General features: G+C 63.9%; 20 protein-coding genes. 14 read left to right on the top strand and 6 right to left on the bottom strand.

Going from position 1 to position 18271, the window contains the following annotated elements; all coding sequences use genetic code 11:
• The first annotated feature begins 185 nt into the window (after positions 1 to 185).
• From IVA78_RS32455 to IVA78_RS32395, 13 genes are all read left to right on the top strand, one after another.
• A complete protein-coding gene (locus tag IVA78_RS32455; RefSeq protein ID WP_130214759.1) occupies positions 186 to 641 on the top strand; it encodes a phasin in 456 nt (151 codons plus the stop codon).
• A gap of 202 nt (positions 642 to 843) precedes the next feature.
• Positions 844 to 2130: a DUF445 domain-containing protein gene (locus IVA78_RS32450; protein WP_247279825.1), complete on the top strand. Its 1287-nt coding sequence runs from the start codon at positions 844 to 846 to the stop codon at positions 2128 to 2130.
• 199 nt (positions 2131 to 2329) lie between these two features.
• Positions 2330 to 3100 (top strand): alpha/beta hydrolase, encoded by a 771-nt coding sequence (locus tag IVA78_RS32445; RefSeq protein WP_247279824.1) that lies wholly within the window; start codon positions 2330 to 2332, stop codon positions 3098 to 3100.
• Positions 3101 to 3195: 95 nt separating this feature from the next.
• Positions 3196 to 4062 carry a phenylacetic acid degradation operon negative regulatory protein PaaX gene (gene paaX / locus IVA78_RS32440; RefSeq protein WP_247279823.1) on the top strand — a complete coding sequence of 289 codons (867 nt, stop codon included), beginning with the start codon at positions 3196 to 3198 and terminating at the stop codon, positions 4060 to 4062.
• A gap of 74 nt (positions 4063 to 4136) precedes the next feature.
• Complete coding sequence (gene paaA / locus IVA78_RS32435) at positions 4137 to 5129, top strand: 1,2-phenylacetyl-CoA epoxidase subunit PaaA (protein ID WP_247279822.1); 993 nt, start codon at positions 4137 to 4139, stop codon at positions 5127 to 5129.
• A gap of 9 nt (positions 5130 to 5138) precedes the next feature.
• Positions 5139 to 5426 carry a 1,2-phenylacetyl-CoA epoxidase subunit PaaB gene (gene paaB, locus IVA78_RS32430; RefSeq protein ID WP_106942621.1) on the top strand — a complete coding sequence of 96 codons (288 nt, stop codon included), beginning with the start codon at positions 5139 to 5141 and terminating at the stop codon, positions 5424 to 5426.
• Positions 5426 to 6202 (top strand): 1,2-phenylacetyl-CoA epoxidase subunit PaaC, encoded by a 777-nt coding sequence (paaC, locus tag IVA78_RS32425; RefSeq protein ID WP_247279821.1) that lies wholly within the window; start codon positions 5426 to 5428, stop codon positions 6200 to 6202. The genes paaB and paaC overlap by 1 nt, the downstream gene beginning before the upstream one ends.
• A complete protein-coding gene (gene paaD, locus IVA78_RS32420) occupies positions 6196 to 6699 on the top strand; it encodes a 1,2-phenylacetyl-CoA epoxidase subunit PaaD (protein ID WP_247279820.1) in 504 nt (167 codons plus the stop codon). Before paaC ends, paaD begins: the two co-directional genes overlap by 7 nt.
• A 137-nt stretch (positions 6700 to 6836) precedes the next feature.
• Positions 6837 to 7919: a 1,2-phenylacetyl-CoA epoxidase subunit PaaE gene (gene paaE / locus IVA78_RS32415; RefSeq protein WP_247279819.1), complete on the top strand. Its 1083-nt coding sequence runs from the start codon at positions 6837 to 6839 to the stop codon at positions 7917 to 7919.
• Between the two features lie 55 nt (positions 7920 to 7974).
• Positions 7975 to 8424 (top strand): hydroxyphenylacetyl-CoA thioesterase PaaI, encoded by a 450-nt coding sequence (gene paaI / locus IVA78_RS32410; protein ID WP_247279818.1) that lies wholly within the window; start codon positions 7975 to 7977, stop codon positions 8422 to 8424.
• A gap of 41 nt (positions 8425 to 8465) precedes the next feature.
• On the top strand, positions 8466 to 9797 hold the full coding sequence (gene paaK / locus IVA78_RS32405) for a phenylacetate--CoA ligase PaaK (protein ID WP_247469427.1): 1332 nt from the start codon (positions 8466 to 8468) through the stop codon (positions 9795 to 9797).
• A 51-nt stretch (positions 9798 to 9848) separates the two neighbouring features.
• Positions 9849 to 10853, top strand: coding sequence for a zinc-binding alcohol dehydrogenase family protein (locus tag IVA78_RS32400; RefSeq protein ID WP_247279816.1), 1005 nt, complete (start codon positions 9849 to 9851; stop codon positions 10851 to 10853).
• 114 nt (positions 10854 to 10967) lie between these two features.
• On the top strand, positions 10968 to 12047 hold the full coding sequence (locus IVA78_RS32395) for a YeeE/YedE family protein (RefSeq protein ID WP_247279815.1): 1080 nt from the start codon (positions 10968 to 10970) through the stop codon (positions 12045 to 12047).
• A gap of 1 nt (position 12048) precedes the next feature.
• Here IVA78_RS32395 and IVA78_RS32390 read toward each other — a convergent pair whose 3' ends face one another.
• The 5 genes from IVA78_RS32390 to IVA78_RS32370 are packed head-to-tail and all read right to left on the bottom strand — an operon-like array spanning position 12049 to position 16802.
• On the bottom strand, positions 12049 to 13272 hold the full coding sequence (locus IVA78_RS32390) for a bifunctional alpha/beta hydrolase/OsmC family protein (protein WP_247449728.1): 1224 nt from the start codon (positions 13270 to 13272) through the stop codon (positions 12049 to 12051).
• A gap of 25 nt (positions 13273 to 13297) precedes the next feature.
• Positions 13298 to 13957 (bottom strand): sulfite oxidase-like oxidoreductase, encoded by a 660-nt coding sequence (locus IVA78_RS32385; protein WP_247279814.1) that lies wholly within the window; start codon positions 13955 to 13957, stop codon positions 13298 to 13300.
• Between the two features lie 3 nt (positions 13958 to 13960).
• Positions 13961 to 15283, bottom strand: coding sequence for an MFS transporter (locus tag IVA78_RS32380; RefSeq protein WP_247279813.1), 1323 nt, complete (start codon positions 15281 to 15283; stop codon positions 13961 to 13963).
• A gap of 30 nt (positions 15284 to 15313) precedes the next feature.
• Positions 15314 to 16537, bottom strand: a complete 1224-nt coding sequence (locus tag IVA78_RS32375; RefSeq protein WP_247279812.1) for a cytochrome P450 — start codon at positions 16535 to 16537, stop codon at positions 15314 to 15316.
• Positions 16538 to 16592: 55 nt separating this feature from the next.
• Positions 16593 to 16802, bottom strand: a complete 210-nt coding sequence (locus IVA78_RS32370) for a ferredoxin (protein ID WP_247279811.1) — start codon at positions 16800 to 16802, stop codon at positions 16593 to 16595.
• A 135-nt stretch (positions 16803 to 16937) separates the two neighbouring features.
• Between IVA78_RS32370 and IVA78_RS32365 the strand changes: the two genes are divergently transcribed.
• On the top strand, positions 16938 to 17582 hold the full coding sequence (locus IVA78_RS32365) for a TetR/AcrR family transcriptional regulator (RefSeq protein WP_247279810.1): 645 nt from the start codon (positions 16938 to 16940) through the stop codon (positions 17580 to 17582).
• Here IVA78_RS32365 and IVA78_RS32360 read toward each other — a convergent pair.
• Complete coding sequence (locus IVA78_RS32360) at positions 17579 to 18217, bottom strand: aspartate/glutamate racemase family protein (protein WP_247279809.1); 639 nt, start codon at positions 18215 to 18217, stop codon at positions 17579 to 17581. The genes IVA78_RS32365 and IVA78_RS32360 overlap by 4 nt on opposite strands.
• Positions 18218 to 18271 lie beyond the last annotated feature (54 nt).

The following is an 18271-nucleotide window of genomic DNA, read 5'->3' as shown; positions in this document are numbered from 1 at the left end:
ATTCGTTCGGGACGGCCGCTGACAAGAGCTCGCGGTGCCCTTTTGGGAGGCTGTTCACGATTCCGTGATACCGCAGTGCAATAAGGTTATTGCATCGCACAATAGTCCATGCCATATATGTCGTGCCCCGGGCCATGCGGACGGGGTGAGCCATAGCTCAGAGCAATGAGGATGGAGAGAACCCCATGACCACCGAAACCAACACCGCCTTCGAGGGCTTCAAGGACGCTTTCAAGAACATCCAGAATCTGGAAGTTCCTGAGGCCGCCCGCGAGTTCGTCAAGAAGACTGCCAACACCGCCAAAGACCGTGCTGCCGAAGCTTTCGCCGGCTCCGAGCGGGTGACCGCCGCCGTCGAGAACGCGGTGACAGAATCCGTCGCCGAGGCCGGCAAGATCAGCCGCAACATTCAGCAGGCGATCTATGAGGACGCCGAGGCGTTCTTCTCGGGCATCGACAAGCTCGCGTCCGCCAAGTCGATCAGCGAGGCCGTCGAGATCCAGTCGAGCCTGCTCCGCGCCCGCGGTGAAGTGTTCGTCTCGCGAGCCAAGGCGACTGCCGACTATTTCGGCAAGCTCGCCGCCAACGGTGCGAAGTCCGCTCAGGACAATTTCGCCAAGGTCTACAACAAGACCGCGTGATACGGCGCCTTGAGACGAGAAACTGATTTTGAGGCCCGCTTCGGCGGGCCTTTGTTTTTTTGCGCCACCGTCACTGCGAGCCACCGGGCCCGCGCAAAGCGCGGCCCCATGACCGGCTCAGCGAACCAAATCCAGAGTCTTTCCACGGAAGCAGACTGGATTGCTTCGCTTGGCTCGCAATGACGAGTACTGTGATGCAGTGATGACTCCACCCGCCGCCTTCTCCTTCGACACCCCTGGTGACGCCAAACGTGCGGCCGAGCTGCGCCGCGTGAAAGCGCTCGCGACGTTGGTTCTGGCCGCGACGCTTGCGCTCTTCATCGTCGCGAAGATCCTGCTGAACGTGCATCCCGTGTTCGGCTTCGTCGCGGCCTTCGCGGAAGCCGCGACCATCGGCGGGCTCGCCGATTGGTATGCCGTGGTTGCGCTGTTCAAGCGGCCGCTCGGCCTGCCGATCCCGCATACCGCGATCATCCAGAGCAACCAGGCCCGCATCGCCGACAAGCTCGGCGAGTTCATCCAGGTGCATTTCCTCGAGGCGGGACCCGTCGAGGCCAAGCTGAAGGAAATCGATTTCGGCTCCTTCGTTGCCGACTGGCTGCGTGATCGCAAGCGCAGCGACGATCTTGCGCGCTTTGCGCTGCGTCTGCTGCCGGAGGCGTTCTCAGCGACGGAAAGCTCGGGCCTGATGACGTTCATCATCCGCCGCATGTCATCGCAGCTCCAGGCGATCGACCTTGCGCCGCTCGCGGCCGGCACGCTGCGCGGCTTCATAGCTGAGGGACGGCACCAGATTCTGTTCGACGATCTCCTGCGCGTGATGCACGAGACGCTAAATCAGAAGGAGACGATGGCGATGATCCGCGAGAAGGTGCGCGCGGAATTGCCGACCCTGCTCAGGCTCTACCGCGCCGACAAGTTTCTGGTGAACAAGATCGTCGCATCCGCCACCGCCTTCTTCAATGAAGTGCGCAGCGATCCCAAGCATCCGTTTCGCGGTGAATTCGACCGCATGGTGCTGACCTTCGTCGAGAGGCTCGGCACCGACCAGGCCTATATCGACCGTATCGCCGGGCTGAAGCGCGATCTGCTGGCGCGCCCCGAGCTTGCCCAACTCGCCCGCACCGTTTGGGCCAACACGCGCTCCTTCATCGAGCGCAGCGCCAGCGGCGAGACGCAGGTGCTCCAGCATCATCTCGCCGGCATGTTCGTTGCCGCAGGCGAAGCGCTCGCGGGCGATGCCGAGTTGCGCGGCGAGATCAACAAGGGCCTGGTGACCGTGCTGCGCAGCTTCGTCGCCGATCAGAAGGGCGGCGTCTCGACTTTCATCTCCGACCAAGTCAAGGCGTGGAATATGACGCAGTTGATTTCTCTGATCGAAATCAATATCGGGCGCGACTTGCAATACATCCGCTTCAACGGCTCGCTGATCGGCGGTCTCGCCGGACTTGTGCTCTACTCCGTCGAATTCCTGGTCCGATTGTTGTGACTTTTGCGTCACGGCCGTTAGCATTAACGCCTGAGCCTATTGTCGCCTTGCGCCTCTCCCGCTTGAATGTCGGGAACCGGCCCCCCTAGCTGATTCATGTTGCGCTGCGGAACGTTCAAGAGGCCGGCGTGTTGGAATCCATGCCCATTTTCCGGCAACGCGGCCGGGCTTTTCAGGAATTCTTCCCAGGGGAACATTGATGACCGCAACTGCCCAGACGCTGCGTCCGCCGTCCCGCTCTCTGATGTTGCTGGAGGGGCGCGCGATCCACGAGTTCGGCGCCTTCCTTGGCGCGCTGCCGCTCTTGAGCCTCGCGCCGCACGGCGATGGGCATCCGGTGCTGGTGCTGCCAGGCCTCGTCGCCTCCGATTCCTCCACGCGCGCGCTGCGCGCGTTTCTGATCAGCAAGGGCTATGCGGTGAGCGGCTGGGGCCAGGGTCGCAACTACGGCCTGCGTCCCGGCGTCCAGCAAGCGATGGTCGATCTGGTCCAGGAACTCAGCGACGCGCATGGCCGCAAGATCAGCCTGATCGGCTGGAGCCTCGGCGGCCTCTATGCACGCCAGCTCGCCAAGATGATGCCGGAGCGCGTGCGCCAGGTGATCACGCTCGGCAGCCCCTTTGCCGGCAATCCGCGTTCGACCAACGCCTGGCGCGTCTATGAATGGGCGAGCGGGCGCAAGGCCGACGAGGTCGATCCGCACTTCGGCGGCGAGCTCGCCGTCCCGCCGCCGGTGCCGACCACCGCCATCTTCAGCCGCACCGATGGTGTCTGCGCCTGGCAGGGCTGCATGGAGAAATCGGGAGCGCAGACCGAGAGCATCGAGGTCGAAAGCAGCCATTGCGGCATGGGACACCATCCCGCCGTGGTCTACGCGGTCGCCGATCGCCTCGCACAGACGGAAGGCCAGTGGCAGCCGTTCGACCGCAGCGGCTGGCGCAGCCTGGCCTATCCCGATCCGCATCGGTGATGCTTCGCCTCTGGCCGTAAGAACGAAACGGGAGAGGAGCAACGGCGTGGTTCCCTCCATTGTCGCGCCCGCTCCAAACGCGCTATGCCTTCCGCATGGCACATCCGTTGTCCCGCATCATCGACCAGCTCAAGCGCGAGCCGTCGCGCACGGGCTCCATCGTCATCACCGTATTCGGTGATGCCATCGTACCGCGCGGCGGTGTGGTGTGGCTCGGTACGCTGTTGGAATTCTTCGAAAGCCTCGACATCGACAGCGGCGTGGTGCGTACCGCGATGTCGCGCCTTGCAGCCGATGGCTGGCTGACGCGCGAAAAGGTTGGCCGCAACAGCTTCTATCGGCTGGCCGAAAAGGGACGCCAGACCTTCGAGGCCGCGACGCGCCACATCTACGATCCGCCGCCGTCCGACTGGACCGGGCGTTTCGAGCTGCTGCTGATCGGCAATGGCGAGGACCGCGACGCCTCGCGCGAGGCACTCCGCAATGCCGGTTTCGGCACTCCGCTGCCGGGCGTATGGGTTGCGCCATCGGGCGTACCGGTGCCCGACGAGGCGGTTGGCGCGATCCGTCTTGAAGTCTCGGCGGAGGATGACAGCGGCCGTCGCCTGCTCAGCGCGAGCTGGCCGCTGGACCGTACCGCGGACGCCTATGTGAAATTCATGAAGACGTTCGAGCCGCTCCGTGCCGCGATCGCGCGCGGCACGGATTTGTCCGAGACCGACGCCTTCACCGCGCGCATCCTCCTGATCCACTATTACCGCCGCGTCGTGCTGCGCGACCCGCTGTTGCCCGAAAGCCTGCTGCCGGCGGATTGGCCGGGCAGGGCAGCGCGTGCGCTTTGTGGCGAGATTTATCGCGCACTGCTGGCTCCGTCGGAACAGTGGCTCGACAGGCATGGAACCAACGAGAGGGGACCCTTGCCGGCGGCGCGGAAGCTTCTGGAACGGAGGTTCGGGGTCTGATATATGTTACAGAAATATCTTGCATGAACTAAATTTTGTTATACATTTCCTCCCAACAAATCGGGAGGATGCGCATGTACACCCAGGCGCTGAACACGGCCGAGACCGACGATCGCGGTCTTGAGGACGCAGCCAGGGCTGCACAATTCCAGGCCCGCATTGATGCCGAGGAGCGCATCGAGCCGAACGACTGGATGCCGGCGGCCTATCGCAAGACGCTCACCCGCCAGATCTCCCAACACGCCCATTCCGAGATCGTCGGCATGCTGCCGGAGGGCAATTGGATCACGCGCGCCCCGACGCTGCGCCGCAAGGCCGCGCTGCTCGCCAAGGTGCAGGACGAATGCGGCCACGGGCTCTATCTCTATGCCGCCGCCGAGACGTTAGGGACCTCGCGCGAAGAGCTGGTCGATGCCATGCTCGCCGGCAAGGCCAAATATTCCTCGATCTTCAATTATCCGACGCTGACCTGGGCCGACATCGGCACCATCGGCTGGCTGGTCGACGGCGCCGCGATCATGAACCAGATCCCGCTGTGCCGCTGCTCCTATGGCCCCTATGCGCGCGCGATGATCCGCGTCTGCAAGGAGGAGTCCTTTCACCAGCGCCAAGGCTACGAGATCATGTTGACGCTGTGCCGCGGCTCGGAGGAGCAGAAGGCGATGGCGCAGGATGCGTTGAACCGCTGGTGGTGGCCGGTGCTGATGATGTTCGGCCCGCCCGATGCCGCGAGCCAGCACAGCGACACCTCGACGAAGTGGAAGATCAAGCGCTTCTCCAATGACGAGCTGCGCCAGAAATTCGTCGATGCCACCGTGCCTCAGGCGCAATATCTCGGCCTCACCATTCCCGATCCCGCCATGACCCAGGATGCCGACGGGCACTGGCGCTACAGCGAGATCGACTGGACCGAATTCAAGCAGGTGCTCGCCGGCAACGGCCCCTGCAATCGCGATCGGCTCGCCGCGCGCCGCAAGGCGCACGAGGAGGGCGCCTGGGTGCGCGAGGCGGCGGCTAGCTATGCCGCCAAGCGCGCGCAGCGTCAGATCGCACAAGCCGCGGAATAGGAGATCACGATGGCCACGCCGAACACGCCGCTGTGGGAAGTGTTCATTCGCAGCCGCAACGGGCTCGCGCACAAGCATGTCGGCTCGCTGCATGCGAGCGACGCGACGATGGCGCTGCAGGCCGCTCGCGACATCTACACCCGCCGCGGCGAGGGCCTGTCGATCTGGGTCGTGCCGTCCACTGCGATCACCGCGAGCGATCCCGCCGACAAGGGCATGATGTTCGAGCCGGCGGAGTCGAAGATCTATCGGCACCCGACCTTTTATGAGGTGCCCGAAGAAGTGGGACATATGTGATGCCGGTCGCCAATATTCAGGTCTCTGAAACGCCGCTGGTGCTCTACGCGCTGCGCCGGGCCGACGATGCGCTAATTCTCGGCCACCGGTTGTCGGAATGGTGCGGGCATGCGCCGATGCTGGAAGAGGACATGGCGCTGTCCAACATCGCGCTCGATCTTATCGGGCAGGCGCGGGAGCTCTATGGCTATGCTGCCAGGATCGAGGGCGAGGACAACGACGAGGACAAGTTCGCTTATCTGCGCGACGTCAGGCAGTACCGCAATCTGCTGCTGGTCGAGCAGCCGAACGGAGACTTCGCTCAGACGCTGGTTCGGCAGTTCTTCTATTCCGCCTTCGCCGATTTCTATTGGCGCGCGATGATGACCTCGCGCGATACGACGCTTGCCGCCATTGCAGCCAAGTCGGAGAAAGAGAGCGCCTATCATCTGCGCCATGCCTCGGAGTGGATCATCCGGCTCGGTGACGGCACGGACGAAAGCCACGCCCGCGCGCAGGCCGCGATCGATCATCTCTGGGCCTTCACCGGTGAGATGTTTGCCGTCGACGAGGGCGAACGCGCCCTGATCGATGCCGACATTGCGGTTGATCCGGCGAGCTTGCGCGGTCGCTGGTTGACGACGTTGTCGGATATCGTCAGCGAGGCGACACTTGAGCTGCCGCAGAACGGCTGGATGCAGCAGGGTGGCCGTTCTGGCCGGCACAGCGAGCATCTCGGCCATCTCCTGTCCGAGCTGCAATCGATGCAGCGCACTTTTCCGGGGCTGACATGGTGACGGCGCTGGATCGCGACACTGACCTGCGCCGGCGCGCCTGGGATGCTGCGGCGAGCGTGGTCGATCCCGAGATTCCGGTGCTGACTATCGGCGATCTCGGCGTGCTCCGTGACGTCGTTCTGGACGGCGATCGCGTCGAGGTCGCGATCACGCCGACCTATTCGGGCTGCCCTGCCATGAACATGATCGCACTCGAAGTCGAGCTCGCGCTGGAACGCGCCGGCTTCCGTCGTCCGAACGTGCGTACGGTGCTGTCGCCGGCCTGGACCACGGATTGGATGAGCGGGGAGGGGCGCGCCAAGCTGCGCGCCTACGGCATCGCGCCGCCGCAGGCCTCAAGCTCGCGCCGCGCGCTATTCGGCGGACAGACCGTCGCGTGTCCGCAATGCGGTTCTGATAAGACCGAACTCTTGTCCGAATTCGGCTCGACCTCCTGCAAGGCGCTCTGGCGCTGCAAGGCCTGCCGCGAACCCTTCGACTATTTCAAGTGTCATTGAGCTGAACGAATGCCAACCCCATCGTCATTGCGAGGAGCTCTTGCGACGAAGCAATCCAGACTGCTTCCGCGGAGAGACTCTGGATTGCTTCGCTTCGCTTGCAATGACGTCGGAGAGACCGAACGAGGGGGCACGTAATGTCAGCAGCCGCACCGCGCTTCCATCGCCTGGCCGTCAACGACGTCCGTCGCGAGGCCTCGGACGCCATCTCGCTGACCTTCGCCATTCCCGGCGAACTCGCTAGCGATTACGCCTTCACGCCCGGCCAGTACCTGACGCTCCGCACGACGCTCGATGGCGAAGAGGTGCGCCGTTCCTATTCCATCTGTTCCGGCCCCCACGACGGCGAGATCCGCATTGCCGTGAAGAAGATCGACGGCGGCGCGTTTTCGAGCTGGGCGGCGGACGAGCTGAAATGCGGCGACGAACTCGACGTGATGACACCGACCGGACGCTTCGGCCTGGTCCCATCGGCGGAGAGCGGGCGCATCCATGTCGGCTTTGCCGCGGGCTCCGGCATCACGCCCATCCTCTCGATCGTGAAGGGCATACTCGCGCGTGAACCGCAGAGCCGCTTCTTCCTGTTCTACGGCAACCGCTCTACCGACAACATCATGTTTCTGGAAGCGCTGGAGGAGCTGAAGGATCGCTTCATCGACCGTCTTTCGATCTTCCACGTCATCTCCGGTGAGGAACAGGACATCGCGATCCTGCATGGCCGGCTCGACGGCGACAAGGTGAGGGTGCTCTTGCGTTCGCTGGTGCCGGCGGAAAGCGTCGACCATGTCTTCATCTGCGGTCCATCAGGCATGAGCGAGGACATCGAGGCGACCTGCCGCGATCTTGGGGTCGCGGAAGAGCGTATCCATGTGGAGCGCTTCGTCTCCGAATTCGGCGGCAAGCCGCGGCCGAAGAAGGCCGTTGCCCCCGACGCGCCACCGAAGGCGGTCGCGTCCCTCATCATCGACGGCAAACGCCGCGATGTGCCTGTTGCCGAGGACGAGGTGATCCTCGATGCCGCGCTCCGCGCCGGCGTCGATCTGCCCTTCGCCTGCAAGGGCGGCATGTGCTCGACCTGCCGCGCCAAGCTGGTCGAGGGCGAGGCGCCGATGGACATCAACTACTCGCTGGAACCCTGGGAGCTGAAGGCCGGCTTTATCCTGACCTGTCAGGCGAAGCCGTCGTCGGAGCGCGTCGTGGTCGATTACGACCATGTTTGACAGTTTTGGCCGAGCAGCAGAGCATGATGGATAAACACTTGCCCGGGAGAAGCGCGTGAACATCAAAGCTGCCCTGTCGTCCGAGGATATCGCCCGCGCCTGTGCTGACGCGATGTGGGCGGAGGACGATGCCTCCAAGGGGCTCGGCATGGAGATCGTCGACATCGGCCCGGGCTTCGCGACGGTGACGATGGTGGTGCGGCCGGACATGGTCAACGGCCAGCGCATCGCCCATGGCGGTTTCATCTTCACGCTCGCCGATTCTGCCTTCGCATTTGCCTGCAACTCGCACAATGAGCGCGTCGTCGCGGCGCAGGGCCAGATCACTTTCATCAGGCCGGGCAAGCTCGGCGATTGCCTGGTTGCGAAGGCTAGAGAGATCACCCGTGGCGGCCGCTCCGGCATCTACGACGTGCGTGTCACTGTCGGCGACACCGTCATCGCGGAGTTCCGCGGGCATTCGCGTGTCATTCCCGGCGCGTGGCTGCCGGCGCAGGATCAATAAGAAAGCAAAGAAAAGAACAACGAAGATGAGGGGAAACGAGGATGGCTCTGACGAGGCTCAAGGAAGGTGGCAACACTTATAGCGCGGAGATGGACGCGCAGGAGCGCGCCTCGCGTGACGAGATCATGGCACTGCAGAAGCAGCGGCTGGCCTGGTCGCTGAAGCACGCCCATGACAACGTCGCGCATTACCGCAACGCCTTCGACAAGGCCGGCGTGCATCCGTCCGACTTTCGCGAGCTTGCGGATCTCGCAAAATTCCCCTTCACCGTGAAGACCGATCTCCGCGACAATTATCCTTTTAACATGTTCGCCGTGCCGCGCGAAAAGCTGGTGCGGGTGCATGCCTCCTCAGGCACCACGGGCAAGCCGATCGTAGTCGGCTATACCCAACGCGACATAGACACCTGGTCGGACGTGATGGCGCGCTCGATCCGCGCCGCCGGTGGCCGGACTGGCATGATCATCCACAATGGCTATGGTTATGGTCTTTTCACCGGCGGACTCGGCGTCCACTACGGCGCCGAGAAGCTCGGCTGCACCGTGGTGCCGATCTCCGGCGGCATGACTGAACGGCAGGTGCAGCTCATCAACGATTTCCGGCCCGACATCATCACGGTGACGCCGAGCTACATGCTGGCGATCCTCGACGAGTTCAAGCGGCAGAAGCTCGATCCGCGCCAGTGCTCGCTCAAGATCGGCATCTTCGGCGCCGAGCCTTGGACCAACGCCATGCGCGGCGAGATCGAGGACGCCTTCGACATGGATGCGACCGACATCTATGGTCTCTCCGAGGTGATCGGTCCCGGAGTCGCGCAGGAATGCATCGAGACGAAGGATGGGCTCCATATCTGGGAGGACCATTTCTATCCCGAGGTGATCGACCCCAAGACCGGCGCGGTGCTGCCCGACGGCGAGAAGGGCGAGCTGGTCTTCACCTCCCTCACCAAGGAAGCGTTCCCGGTGATCCGCTATCGCACCCGCGACCTGACGCGGCTATTGCCGGGTACGGCGCGGCCGGGCATGCGGCGCATGGAGAAAGTGACGGGGCGCTCGGATGACATGATCATCCTGCGCGGGGTCAATCTGTTCCCGACCCAGATCGAGGAGGTGCTGCTCGCCACCGACTGGTGCGGCGGCCACTTCATCCTGGAACTCACCCGCGAAGGCCGCATGGACGAGCTCACCATCATCGCCGAAGCGCGTCCCGAAAGCTGGGACGGTCGCGGGCTTGTCGATCACGCCGACAGGGTATCGACCCAAATCAAGAATACGATCGGGATCAGCTCCAAGGTTCAGGTGGTCGCACCGGCCACGCTGGAGCGCTCGCTCGGCAAGGCCAAGCGGCTCTACGACAAGCGGCCGAAGGATTGACTTGATCGTCTCCAAAGGCGACAAGCCCCGCAAGAAATCACGGGTCTTTCGATGTCGCCAGCCGATGCCAAAACCGTTGAAGCGCGCTGCGTCCGCCTCAATGCCAAGGCCGAGAACGCCGCGGCGCTTGCGCCGGTGGTCGAGCCTCAGACGCTCACGCGTGGTCTGAACGATCTCCTGATCGAGGTGAAGGCTGCCGCAGTCAATCCCTCGGATGTGAAGGCCGCAACGGGCCTGATGCCTTATGCCGTCTTCCCGCGGACGCCCGGCCGTGACTACGCTGGTGTGGTGATCGATGGGCCGGCCGGCACGATCGGCCGTGAGGTGTTCGGCTCGTCCGGCGATCTCGGCATCCGCCGCGACGGCACCCACGCAACCCATCTCGTCGTCGAAGCCGATGCCGTGGTGGAGAAGCCGAAGACGTTGTCCTGGGAGGAAGCCGCCGGCATCGGCGTGCCCTTCGTCACGGCCATGGAAGGCTTTCGCCGCGCCGGCGTGCCGAAGAGCGGCGAGACCGTGTTGGTGTTCGGCGTCAATGGCAAGGTCGGCCAGGCTGCTGTGCAGATCGCGACCTGGCAGGGCGCACGCGTGATCGGCGTGGTGCGCAAGGCAGAAGCCTATGAAGGCCACACCAACGCGCTGGTCGAGGTGATCGATGCCTCCATGAGCGATGTCGCCACGCGCGTGCGCGATTTGACCGGCGGCAAAGGCACAGACGTCGTCTTCAACACGGTCGGCGATCCCTATTTCCAGGCGGCGCACAAGTCGCTTGCCTTGCGCGGCCGCCAGATCCTGATCGCCGCGATCGACCGCATCGTGCAATTCAACATTCTCGAATTCTACCGGGGGCAGCATACATATGTGGGCATCGACACGCTTGGCCTGTCGTCGTCGGCGACCGGCGCGGTGCTGCGCGATCTCGGCGCGGGCTTTGCGAGTGGCCACCTAAAGCCGTTCCCGATCAAGGCGAATGCCGTCTACCCGCTGGAGCGCGCCAAGGACGCTTATGTCGCGGTTGCGGGTTCGTCTCGCGACAGGGTAATCCTGCGGCCATGAAAACGCGTCATTGCGAGCGTAGCGAAGCAATCCAGGGTCTTTCAAGGGCGGCAGTCTGGATTGCTTCGCTGCGCTCGCAATGACGGCGAATGGCGAGAGACCTGAGAACTACCGATGGAACCTGCACAACTCGTCATCCTCGCCGGTCTCGTCATCGGCCTGATCTATGGCGCTGTCGGTCTGCTCAGCGGCTTCTGTCTGATGAGCAGCATGCGCGGTTTTCTGGCGGGGGGCGACGGGCGGCTGGTGCGCACTTATGCGCTGGCGATTGCGGTTGCGATCGCCGCCAGCCAGTTGCTGGCGGGCAGCGGCACGGTCGATCTCGGCAAGTCGATCTATCTGCAACAAACCTTCTCTGCGCCGTCGCTGTTCCTCGGCGGCTTGCTGTTTGGCTACGGCATGGTGCTGTCAAATGGCTGTGGCTCGCGCGCGCTGGTGCTGCTCGGCCGCGGCAATCTGCGCTCCTTCGTCGTCGTGATCGTGCTTGCGATTGCCGCGCAGATGACGCTCAAGGGCCTGATTGCGCCGGCCCGCATTGCGCTGGTTCAGGCGTCGCAAGCTACCGTCAACGCGAATTCGCTGCCGTCGCTGCTGGCCGCGCTTGGTGCCGCTGAACCGGTTTCGCGCGCGCTCGCTGCTGCCGCTGTCGTCGTCGCGCTGATCCTGTTTGCCTTCGCGCAGCCGGCGTTCCGGCGCTCGCCGGGCCAGATCGCGGCCGGCGTCATCGTTGGACTTCTCGTTGCCAGTGGCTGGTTCGCCACCGGCTCTCTCGGCGCCGACGATTTCAATCCGGTGCCGGTGACTTCGCTCACCTTCATCGCGCCGATCGCCGATAGCCTGCAATACGCCATGCTCTCGACCGGCCTGACACTCAATTTCGGAATCGCGACCGTCGCCGGCGTCTTCGCCGGTAGCCTGGTCACGGCGCTCGCGACGGGTCGTTTTCATGTCGAAGGCTATTCCTCGCCCCGCCACATGCTGCGTTCAGCCGGCGGCGCCGCGCTGATGGGAATCGGCGGCGTGATGGCGTTCGGTTGCTCGATCGGGCAGGGGCTCACCGGAATGTCCACACTGGCGCTGGGCTCGTTCGTCGCTGTTGCCGGCATCCTGCTCGGCACGGCGGCGGGACTGCGCGGTGCACTGCGCGTTCAGCCTCTCAAGACGGCAGCCGGGGCCGGCTCACCGGCCCCTTGAGCTACTCCACGGCTTTCGTCACGATGCGGATCTCCGAGGTCAGCGTCCGGTGCACCGGGCACTTGTCGGCGATCTCCATCAACCTCTTGCGCTGCTCGGCATCGAGCGCGCCCTCCATTGCAATGCCGCGCTCGATCTGATCGAGCATCCCCTCGCGCGTTTCGCACTCCGCACAGTCCTTGGCATAGATCTTGGAGTGCTTCAGTGTGACCGTGACACGGTCGAGCGGCAGTGACTTGCGCTCGGCATAAAGACGCATGGTCATGGAGGTGCAGGCGCCGAGGCCGGCGAGCAGGAAATCGTAAGGGCCGGGGCCGGCATCCTCGCCGCCGGCGGCCACCGGCTCATCCGCTGTCAGGCGGTGCGGACCGACGGCGATGATCTGGTGGAACTTGCTCTTGCGGGTCTCCTGGACCACGACCTGGCGCGGCGTCTCCGGGAGATCCATCGCCTTCGCGGACTTTGCGGTGTCGACATAGCGGCTGGCCCAGGCCGCGATCACGTCGGCCGCGTAGAGGGCATCGCCGGGCTTCGCCAGAAGATGATCGGCGTGGTCGAGGGAGATGAAGCTCTTGGGGTGCTTGGCCGCGACGAAGATCTTGGTCGCATTGTCGATGCCGACGGTATCGTCGACCGGGGAGTGCATCACAAGCAGGGCTTTGTGCAGACCGGTGACGTCCTTCATCAGCTCATGCTCGACGATATCGTCGAGGAATTCACGCTTGATCCGGAATGTACGGCCGGCCAGCGAAACGTCGACTTCGCCTTGCGCGCGGATGTTGTCGATGTGGTCCTTGAAGAGACCGGTGACGTGGGCGGGATCGGACGGCGCCGCGATGGTCACAACCGCAGTGGCTTCGGGGATCTGTCCTGCTGCCGCGAGGATCGCGGCACCGCCGAGGCTGTGCCCGATCAAGACGGACGGCGCTCTGCGCGTCGCGCGCAGGTGATCGGCGGCGCGCACGAGATCGGCGACATTGGAGGAGAACGTGGAATTGGCGAAATCGCCCTCGCTGGAGCCGAGCCCGGTGAAGTCGAAGCGCAGCACAGCAATGCCCTTGGCCGCGAGCGCGACCGCGATGCGCTTGGCCGCCAGCGTATCCTTGCCGCAGGTGAAGCAATGCGCGAACAGCGCGAAAGCCGTGGGCTCGCCGTCGGGCAGTTCCAGCGCGGCCGAAAGCTGATGGCCGCCTTCACCCCTGAATTGAAAGCGCTCCGTCGGCATTGGACTTCCCCGTCCTTTGTTCAACCTAATCGCCTGAATAGCGCTGCTCGGTCCACGGATCGCCGCGGTTATGATAGCCGCGGACTTCCCAGAAGCCCGGCGCGTCCTTGTTCAAAAATTCGATGGCCTGGAGCCATTTGGCGCTCTTCCAGAAATACAGATGCGGCACGACCAGCCGCACCGGGCCGCCGTGCTCGGCCGATAGCGGCTGGCCGGACCAGCTATGGGCGAGCAGCGCATCCTCGGCGGCAAAGTCTTCCAGCGCGAGATTGGTTGTGTAACCATCATAGGAATGCAGCACGACGAAGCGCGCATCCTCGCGCGGCTGGCAGGCCGCGAGCAGCTCACGCGTCGCGAGTCCTTCCCACTCATTGTCATAGCGCGACCAGGTCGTCACGCAATGGATGTCGGAGGTGAACCGCGCCTGCTTCTGCGCGATAAACTCGTCGAAGGTCCAGAACACGGGATTTTCGATCGCGCCATAGACGTCGAGCCGCCAGCGCTCGCGCGATACCGGCGGCACGACCCCGAGATCGAGCACAGGCCAATCCTTGGTGAGATGCTGGCCGGGCGGTAGCCTTTGGTCTTCAGGCCGCGTGATCTTGCCGGTGAGGAAGCGGCCCTCGCGCGCCCATTTCTCCTTGGTGCGCGTCAGCTTGCTGTCGGATGGCGTCTCGTCGGTCATGGCCTACTCGTGCCGATGCATTGCAGAGGCGTGCTTGGTGTCGCGCATGGTGGAGTAGATGATCAGCGACAAGCAGATGATGCCGGCAAGATAGAAATAGAACCACTCCTCGTGCCCGATGCTCTTGAAGTAGAGCGCGATCGCCGGCGCGGTGCCGCCGAAGATCGAGACCGTGATGGCGTAGGGCAGGCCGACGCCGAGCGCGCGGACATTGGTCGGGAACAACTCGGCCTTCACCACCGCATTGATCGAGGTGTAGCCGGCGACGAACAGCCAGGCGGCGCAGATCAGGATGAACGCGACGAAGGGTGACTTTGTCTCCTTCAGCGTCATCAGCAGCGGCACGGTCGCGAGCGTGCCCGCGGCACCGAAGAAGATCAAGAGCGGCTTGCGCCCGATCCTGTCTGAGATGGCGCCGTAGATGGGCTGGAGGATGGTCGCGAAAATCAACGTGCCGAAGATCACGAAAGTGGTCTGGTCCTCGGTCAGCCCGACCGAAAGCTTGACGAAGGTTTGCATGTAGGTGGTGAAGGTGTAAAACGCCGCAGTGCCGCCGGCGGTGAGGCCGACGACCAATAGCAGTTCGCGCGGATAGCGCAGCAGATTGGTGATCGAGCCGGTCGGCTTCACCACCTTCTTGGCTTCCTCGAACGCTTCGGTCTCGTGCAGGCCGCGCCGCATCACCGCGGCGAAGATCGCGAGAGCCGCGCCGATCGCGAAGGGGATACGCCAACCCCAGTCCTTCAGCTCCTCCGGCGTGAGGAAGACCTTCTGCAGAAGCAGCAGCACGATGATCGCGGTGAGCTGACCACCGATCAGCGTCACGTACTGGAAGCTGGAATAGAAGCCGCGGTGCTTGGGGTCGGCGACTTCGCTGAGGTAAGTGGCGCTCGCGCCATATTCGCCCCCGAGGCTCAGGCCCTCGATCACACGGGCGAGCGCCAGGATCACCGGTGCGGCGAAGCCGATCGTGGCATAGGTCGGCGTCAGCGCGATGATCAGCGAGCCGAAGCACATGAAGACGACAGACAGGGTCAGGGAGATGCGGCGGCCGAAATGGTCGGCGAGATAGCCGAAGAACCAGCCGCCCAGGGGCCGCATCAGGAAGGTCGCCGCGAATACAACGGCGACGTTCAATTGCTGCACGACGGGGTCGTTACCAGGGAAGAACGCGGGAGCGAAGTAGAGCGCGAACGCCGTATAGGCGTAGAAATCGTACCATTCGACGAGATTGCCGATCGAGCCGATGAAGATCGCCTTGATCCGCCGTTCAGCGTCGGCGACGTCAAAATGCCCAGAGGCCGGTTTGGTTGCTTGCTCTGTCACGTCCGGCCTCCCGTACTCTGTTGGAGAGGCCTACATCGCCTTTCCGAGCAGAAATGGCAACTGGCGGGGGCCTCTCACCGTGCCCTGCGACCAGGTCACGGTGCCTGCCGGGTCGAGCGCGAAGTCTGGAATGCGTCTCAGCCATTCCTCCAGCGCAACCTGCATTTCCATGCGCGCAAGGTTGGAACCGACGCAGCGATGGATGCCAAGCCCGAAGGCGGCGTGGCGGTTTTCGCGGCGGTCGATCACGACTTTGTCAGCGTCCGGAAACATCTTGGGGTCGCGGTTCGCCGCCGGGAAGGACAAGAGCACCATGTTGCCCGCCTTGACCGGGCAGCCCGAAATTGTGGTGTCCTGGACCACCTCGCGCGCCATTGTCACCGGCGAATAGGCGCGCAGCAGCTCTTCCACCGCGATCGGGATCAGCCCGGGCTCGGCGATCAGCCGCTCGCGATCGGCCGGCGTTTTCGCAAGATGCCACAGCGAGGAGCCAATCGCGCTCCAAGTGGTGTCGATGCCGGCGATCAGCAGCAGGCGCAGCGAGCCCACCACGTGGGAGTCCTCGAGCGGATTGCCGTCCTTGTCCCTGGCATTCATCAGATAGGAGATCAGGTCATCGGTCGGCTTCGTCTTGCGCGCCTCGATGTGTCCGCTGAAATAGGCGCTCATCTCCTCGACGGCCTGGAGCAGCTTGGTCTCGTCCTTGATGCCGAGCTCGAGGATCATGTGGATCCAGTTGATGAAGAGGTCGCTGTCGCTCTCGGGAATGCCGAGCATATGCGCGATCGCGCGCACCGGAATGTGCTTCGTGTAGCGCGCCGCAGCGTCCACGCTCTTTTCGGCGATGAAGTCGTCGATCAGTTCGTTGCAGATAGCGCGGACCCGCGGTTCGAGCTTCTTCATCGCATCCGGCGTGAACGGCGGCAGCAGCAATTGCTTGGCCGGCTTGTGCACGGGCGGGTCGGAGGTGATCGGCGGGGCGGCGTTCTTGCTGGTGATCTCCGGCCGCACGTCGCGGACGATGATCCGGCGCGAGGAGAAATGCGTGGTGTCGTTGGCGATCTCGCGCACCGCCTCATAGGTCGTCGGCAGATAGCAGCCGAGGAAGCGTTTTGTGTGCACCACCGGACTCGCGGCGCGCAACTGGTCCCAGATCGGGAAGGGATCTTCCGTCCATTGCGGATCGGTGTGGTCGAAATCATGAAACCAGTCGGTGACGGGTGGATGGGCGGCAGGCAGGCTGGCGTCGGACATCTCTAATCCCTCGGGTTCGTGGTCGCTGAAGACAGGCGAGCGGGCGGAGAGCGCGCTACTCCTCGATCACGTCGATTGCGATTTCCGGGCAGTTGGATTTGGCAAGCCAGGCTTTGTCTTCCTGACCCGCCGGGACCGTGCCGTCGCCGGTTTCATGGGCGTTGCCGAATTCGTCGAGCTCGAATAGCTCCGGCGCGAGCGCCTTGCAGCGGGCGTGGCCCTGGCACTTGTCGGGATCGACGTGAACCTTCAGTCGCTCTGTCATCGCGGCTTCCTCGGTCGTTTGCGCGCGAGGCCCGAAGGCGGCGCGTTTCCTCATCTGAGCTCTTCTTAAGTTATATCCTATTACATTCGCGGCAGGCTTCCCCTGTCAAGCGCAAACTTATAGGCTTTGCTCGATATGCGCTCACAACCCATCCGCAAGCCCGAGAAGACCTACCACCATGGCGATCTTCGCGATGCCTTGATCAAGGCCGCTCTGCGCGAAGCGGAACGCGGCGGCGCCGAGGCGATCAGCATCAAGGCGCTGGCCAAGCAGCTCGGCGTCTCGCAGCCGGCGCCGTACCGGCATTTTGCCGACCGCGAGGCCTTGCTCGCGGCGGTGACGGCGGAGGCGTTCCGGCAGCTCAGTGCAATTTTGCGCGAGGCGATGGCAAGCCCGTCGAAGCAATCGAAGCTGTCGCGGCTCGCGCTGGCCACGCTCGACTTCGGCCTCCGTCGCAACGGTGTCTACCGCCTGATGTTCGCCTCGCGCACTGTGTCATGCGCCGCCAAGGGCAGCGAGCTGCACGAGGCGACGCGCGAAACCTTTGCGCTCGTGATCGAGGCCTTGGAGGCTCCGGCGGTCGGTTACTTGCGCGAGCGGCAAGCGCTCAAGATCTGGGCGGCACTGCACGGCGTCGTGATGCTTGCTGAGCAGGGCTTGTTCACCGGCGAGGCGGCGCATGCCACGCGTGAGGAATTGGTCGAGGACTTCGTGAGCGAAACCAAGGCCGCCCTGGCCGTCGCGATCAAGGATGCCCGGCGAAAAAAGAACGGCGCTTAGGCTCCCGCTTTCAGCAGCCTCATCAGCTTGTCGACCGCGCTCTCCGGTGTAGTTACGACAGGGCGGCCGGTGGCCTCGGCGACCAGCGGCGCCGTCGCGGCGATGCTGAACTGCGCGAGCGCAATGACGTCGCAATCGCGCAAGTCGCGCGATGCGTCTGCAATCAGCCGATCGTGCGTGGCGCGATCGCCGCGGTCGAGTGCCGCCAGCGCCCCTTCGGCGAGTTTCGGTACGACCTCGACGGCGGCCGGAAATTCCTCGGGCATCGAGGCCAGGGTCGGCGGGAAAGTCGAGAGCAGGCCGATGCGCTGACCCAAGGTCACGGCACGTTCGATCATGGCCTCGTTCGGCCTCAGCACCGGCATCGGTGCATGCGCGCGCGCGACCGCTTCGATGCAGGGACCGAAGGCCGAACAGGTGAACAAAATCCCATTCGCCCCCGTTGCCGCCGCGTAGTCGCCCAGTGCCAGGAAGCGCTCGGTCATGGTATCGCTGAGCACGCCGTCGCGCGCCAGATCGGCCGACAGGCTGTCGTCGAGCAGGTTCATCAGCCGTACCTCGGGCCAAGCCTTCGCGAACGCCGTCTCGATCGGGGCGATGGAATGCTTAAGGGCGTGGATGAGGGCGATCCGCATATCTTCGCTGCTTCTCCCTCTCCCCGTTCTTTAGGGGGAGAGGGCTGGGGTGAG

It is taken from the genome of Bradyrhizobium sp. 137, assembly GCF_023074095.1.
Taxonomy (GTDB): domain Bacteria; phylum Pseudomonadota; class Alphaproteobacteria; order Rhizobiales; family Xanthobacteraceae; genus Bradyrhizobium.
The sequence above is the reverse complement of the archived record's forward strand: the minus strand, read 5'-3'. Positions and strand labels throughout refer to the sequence as shown.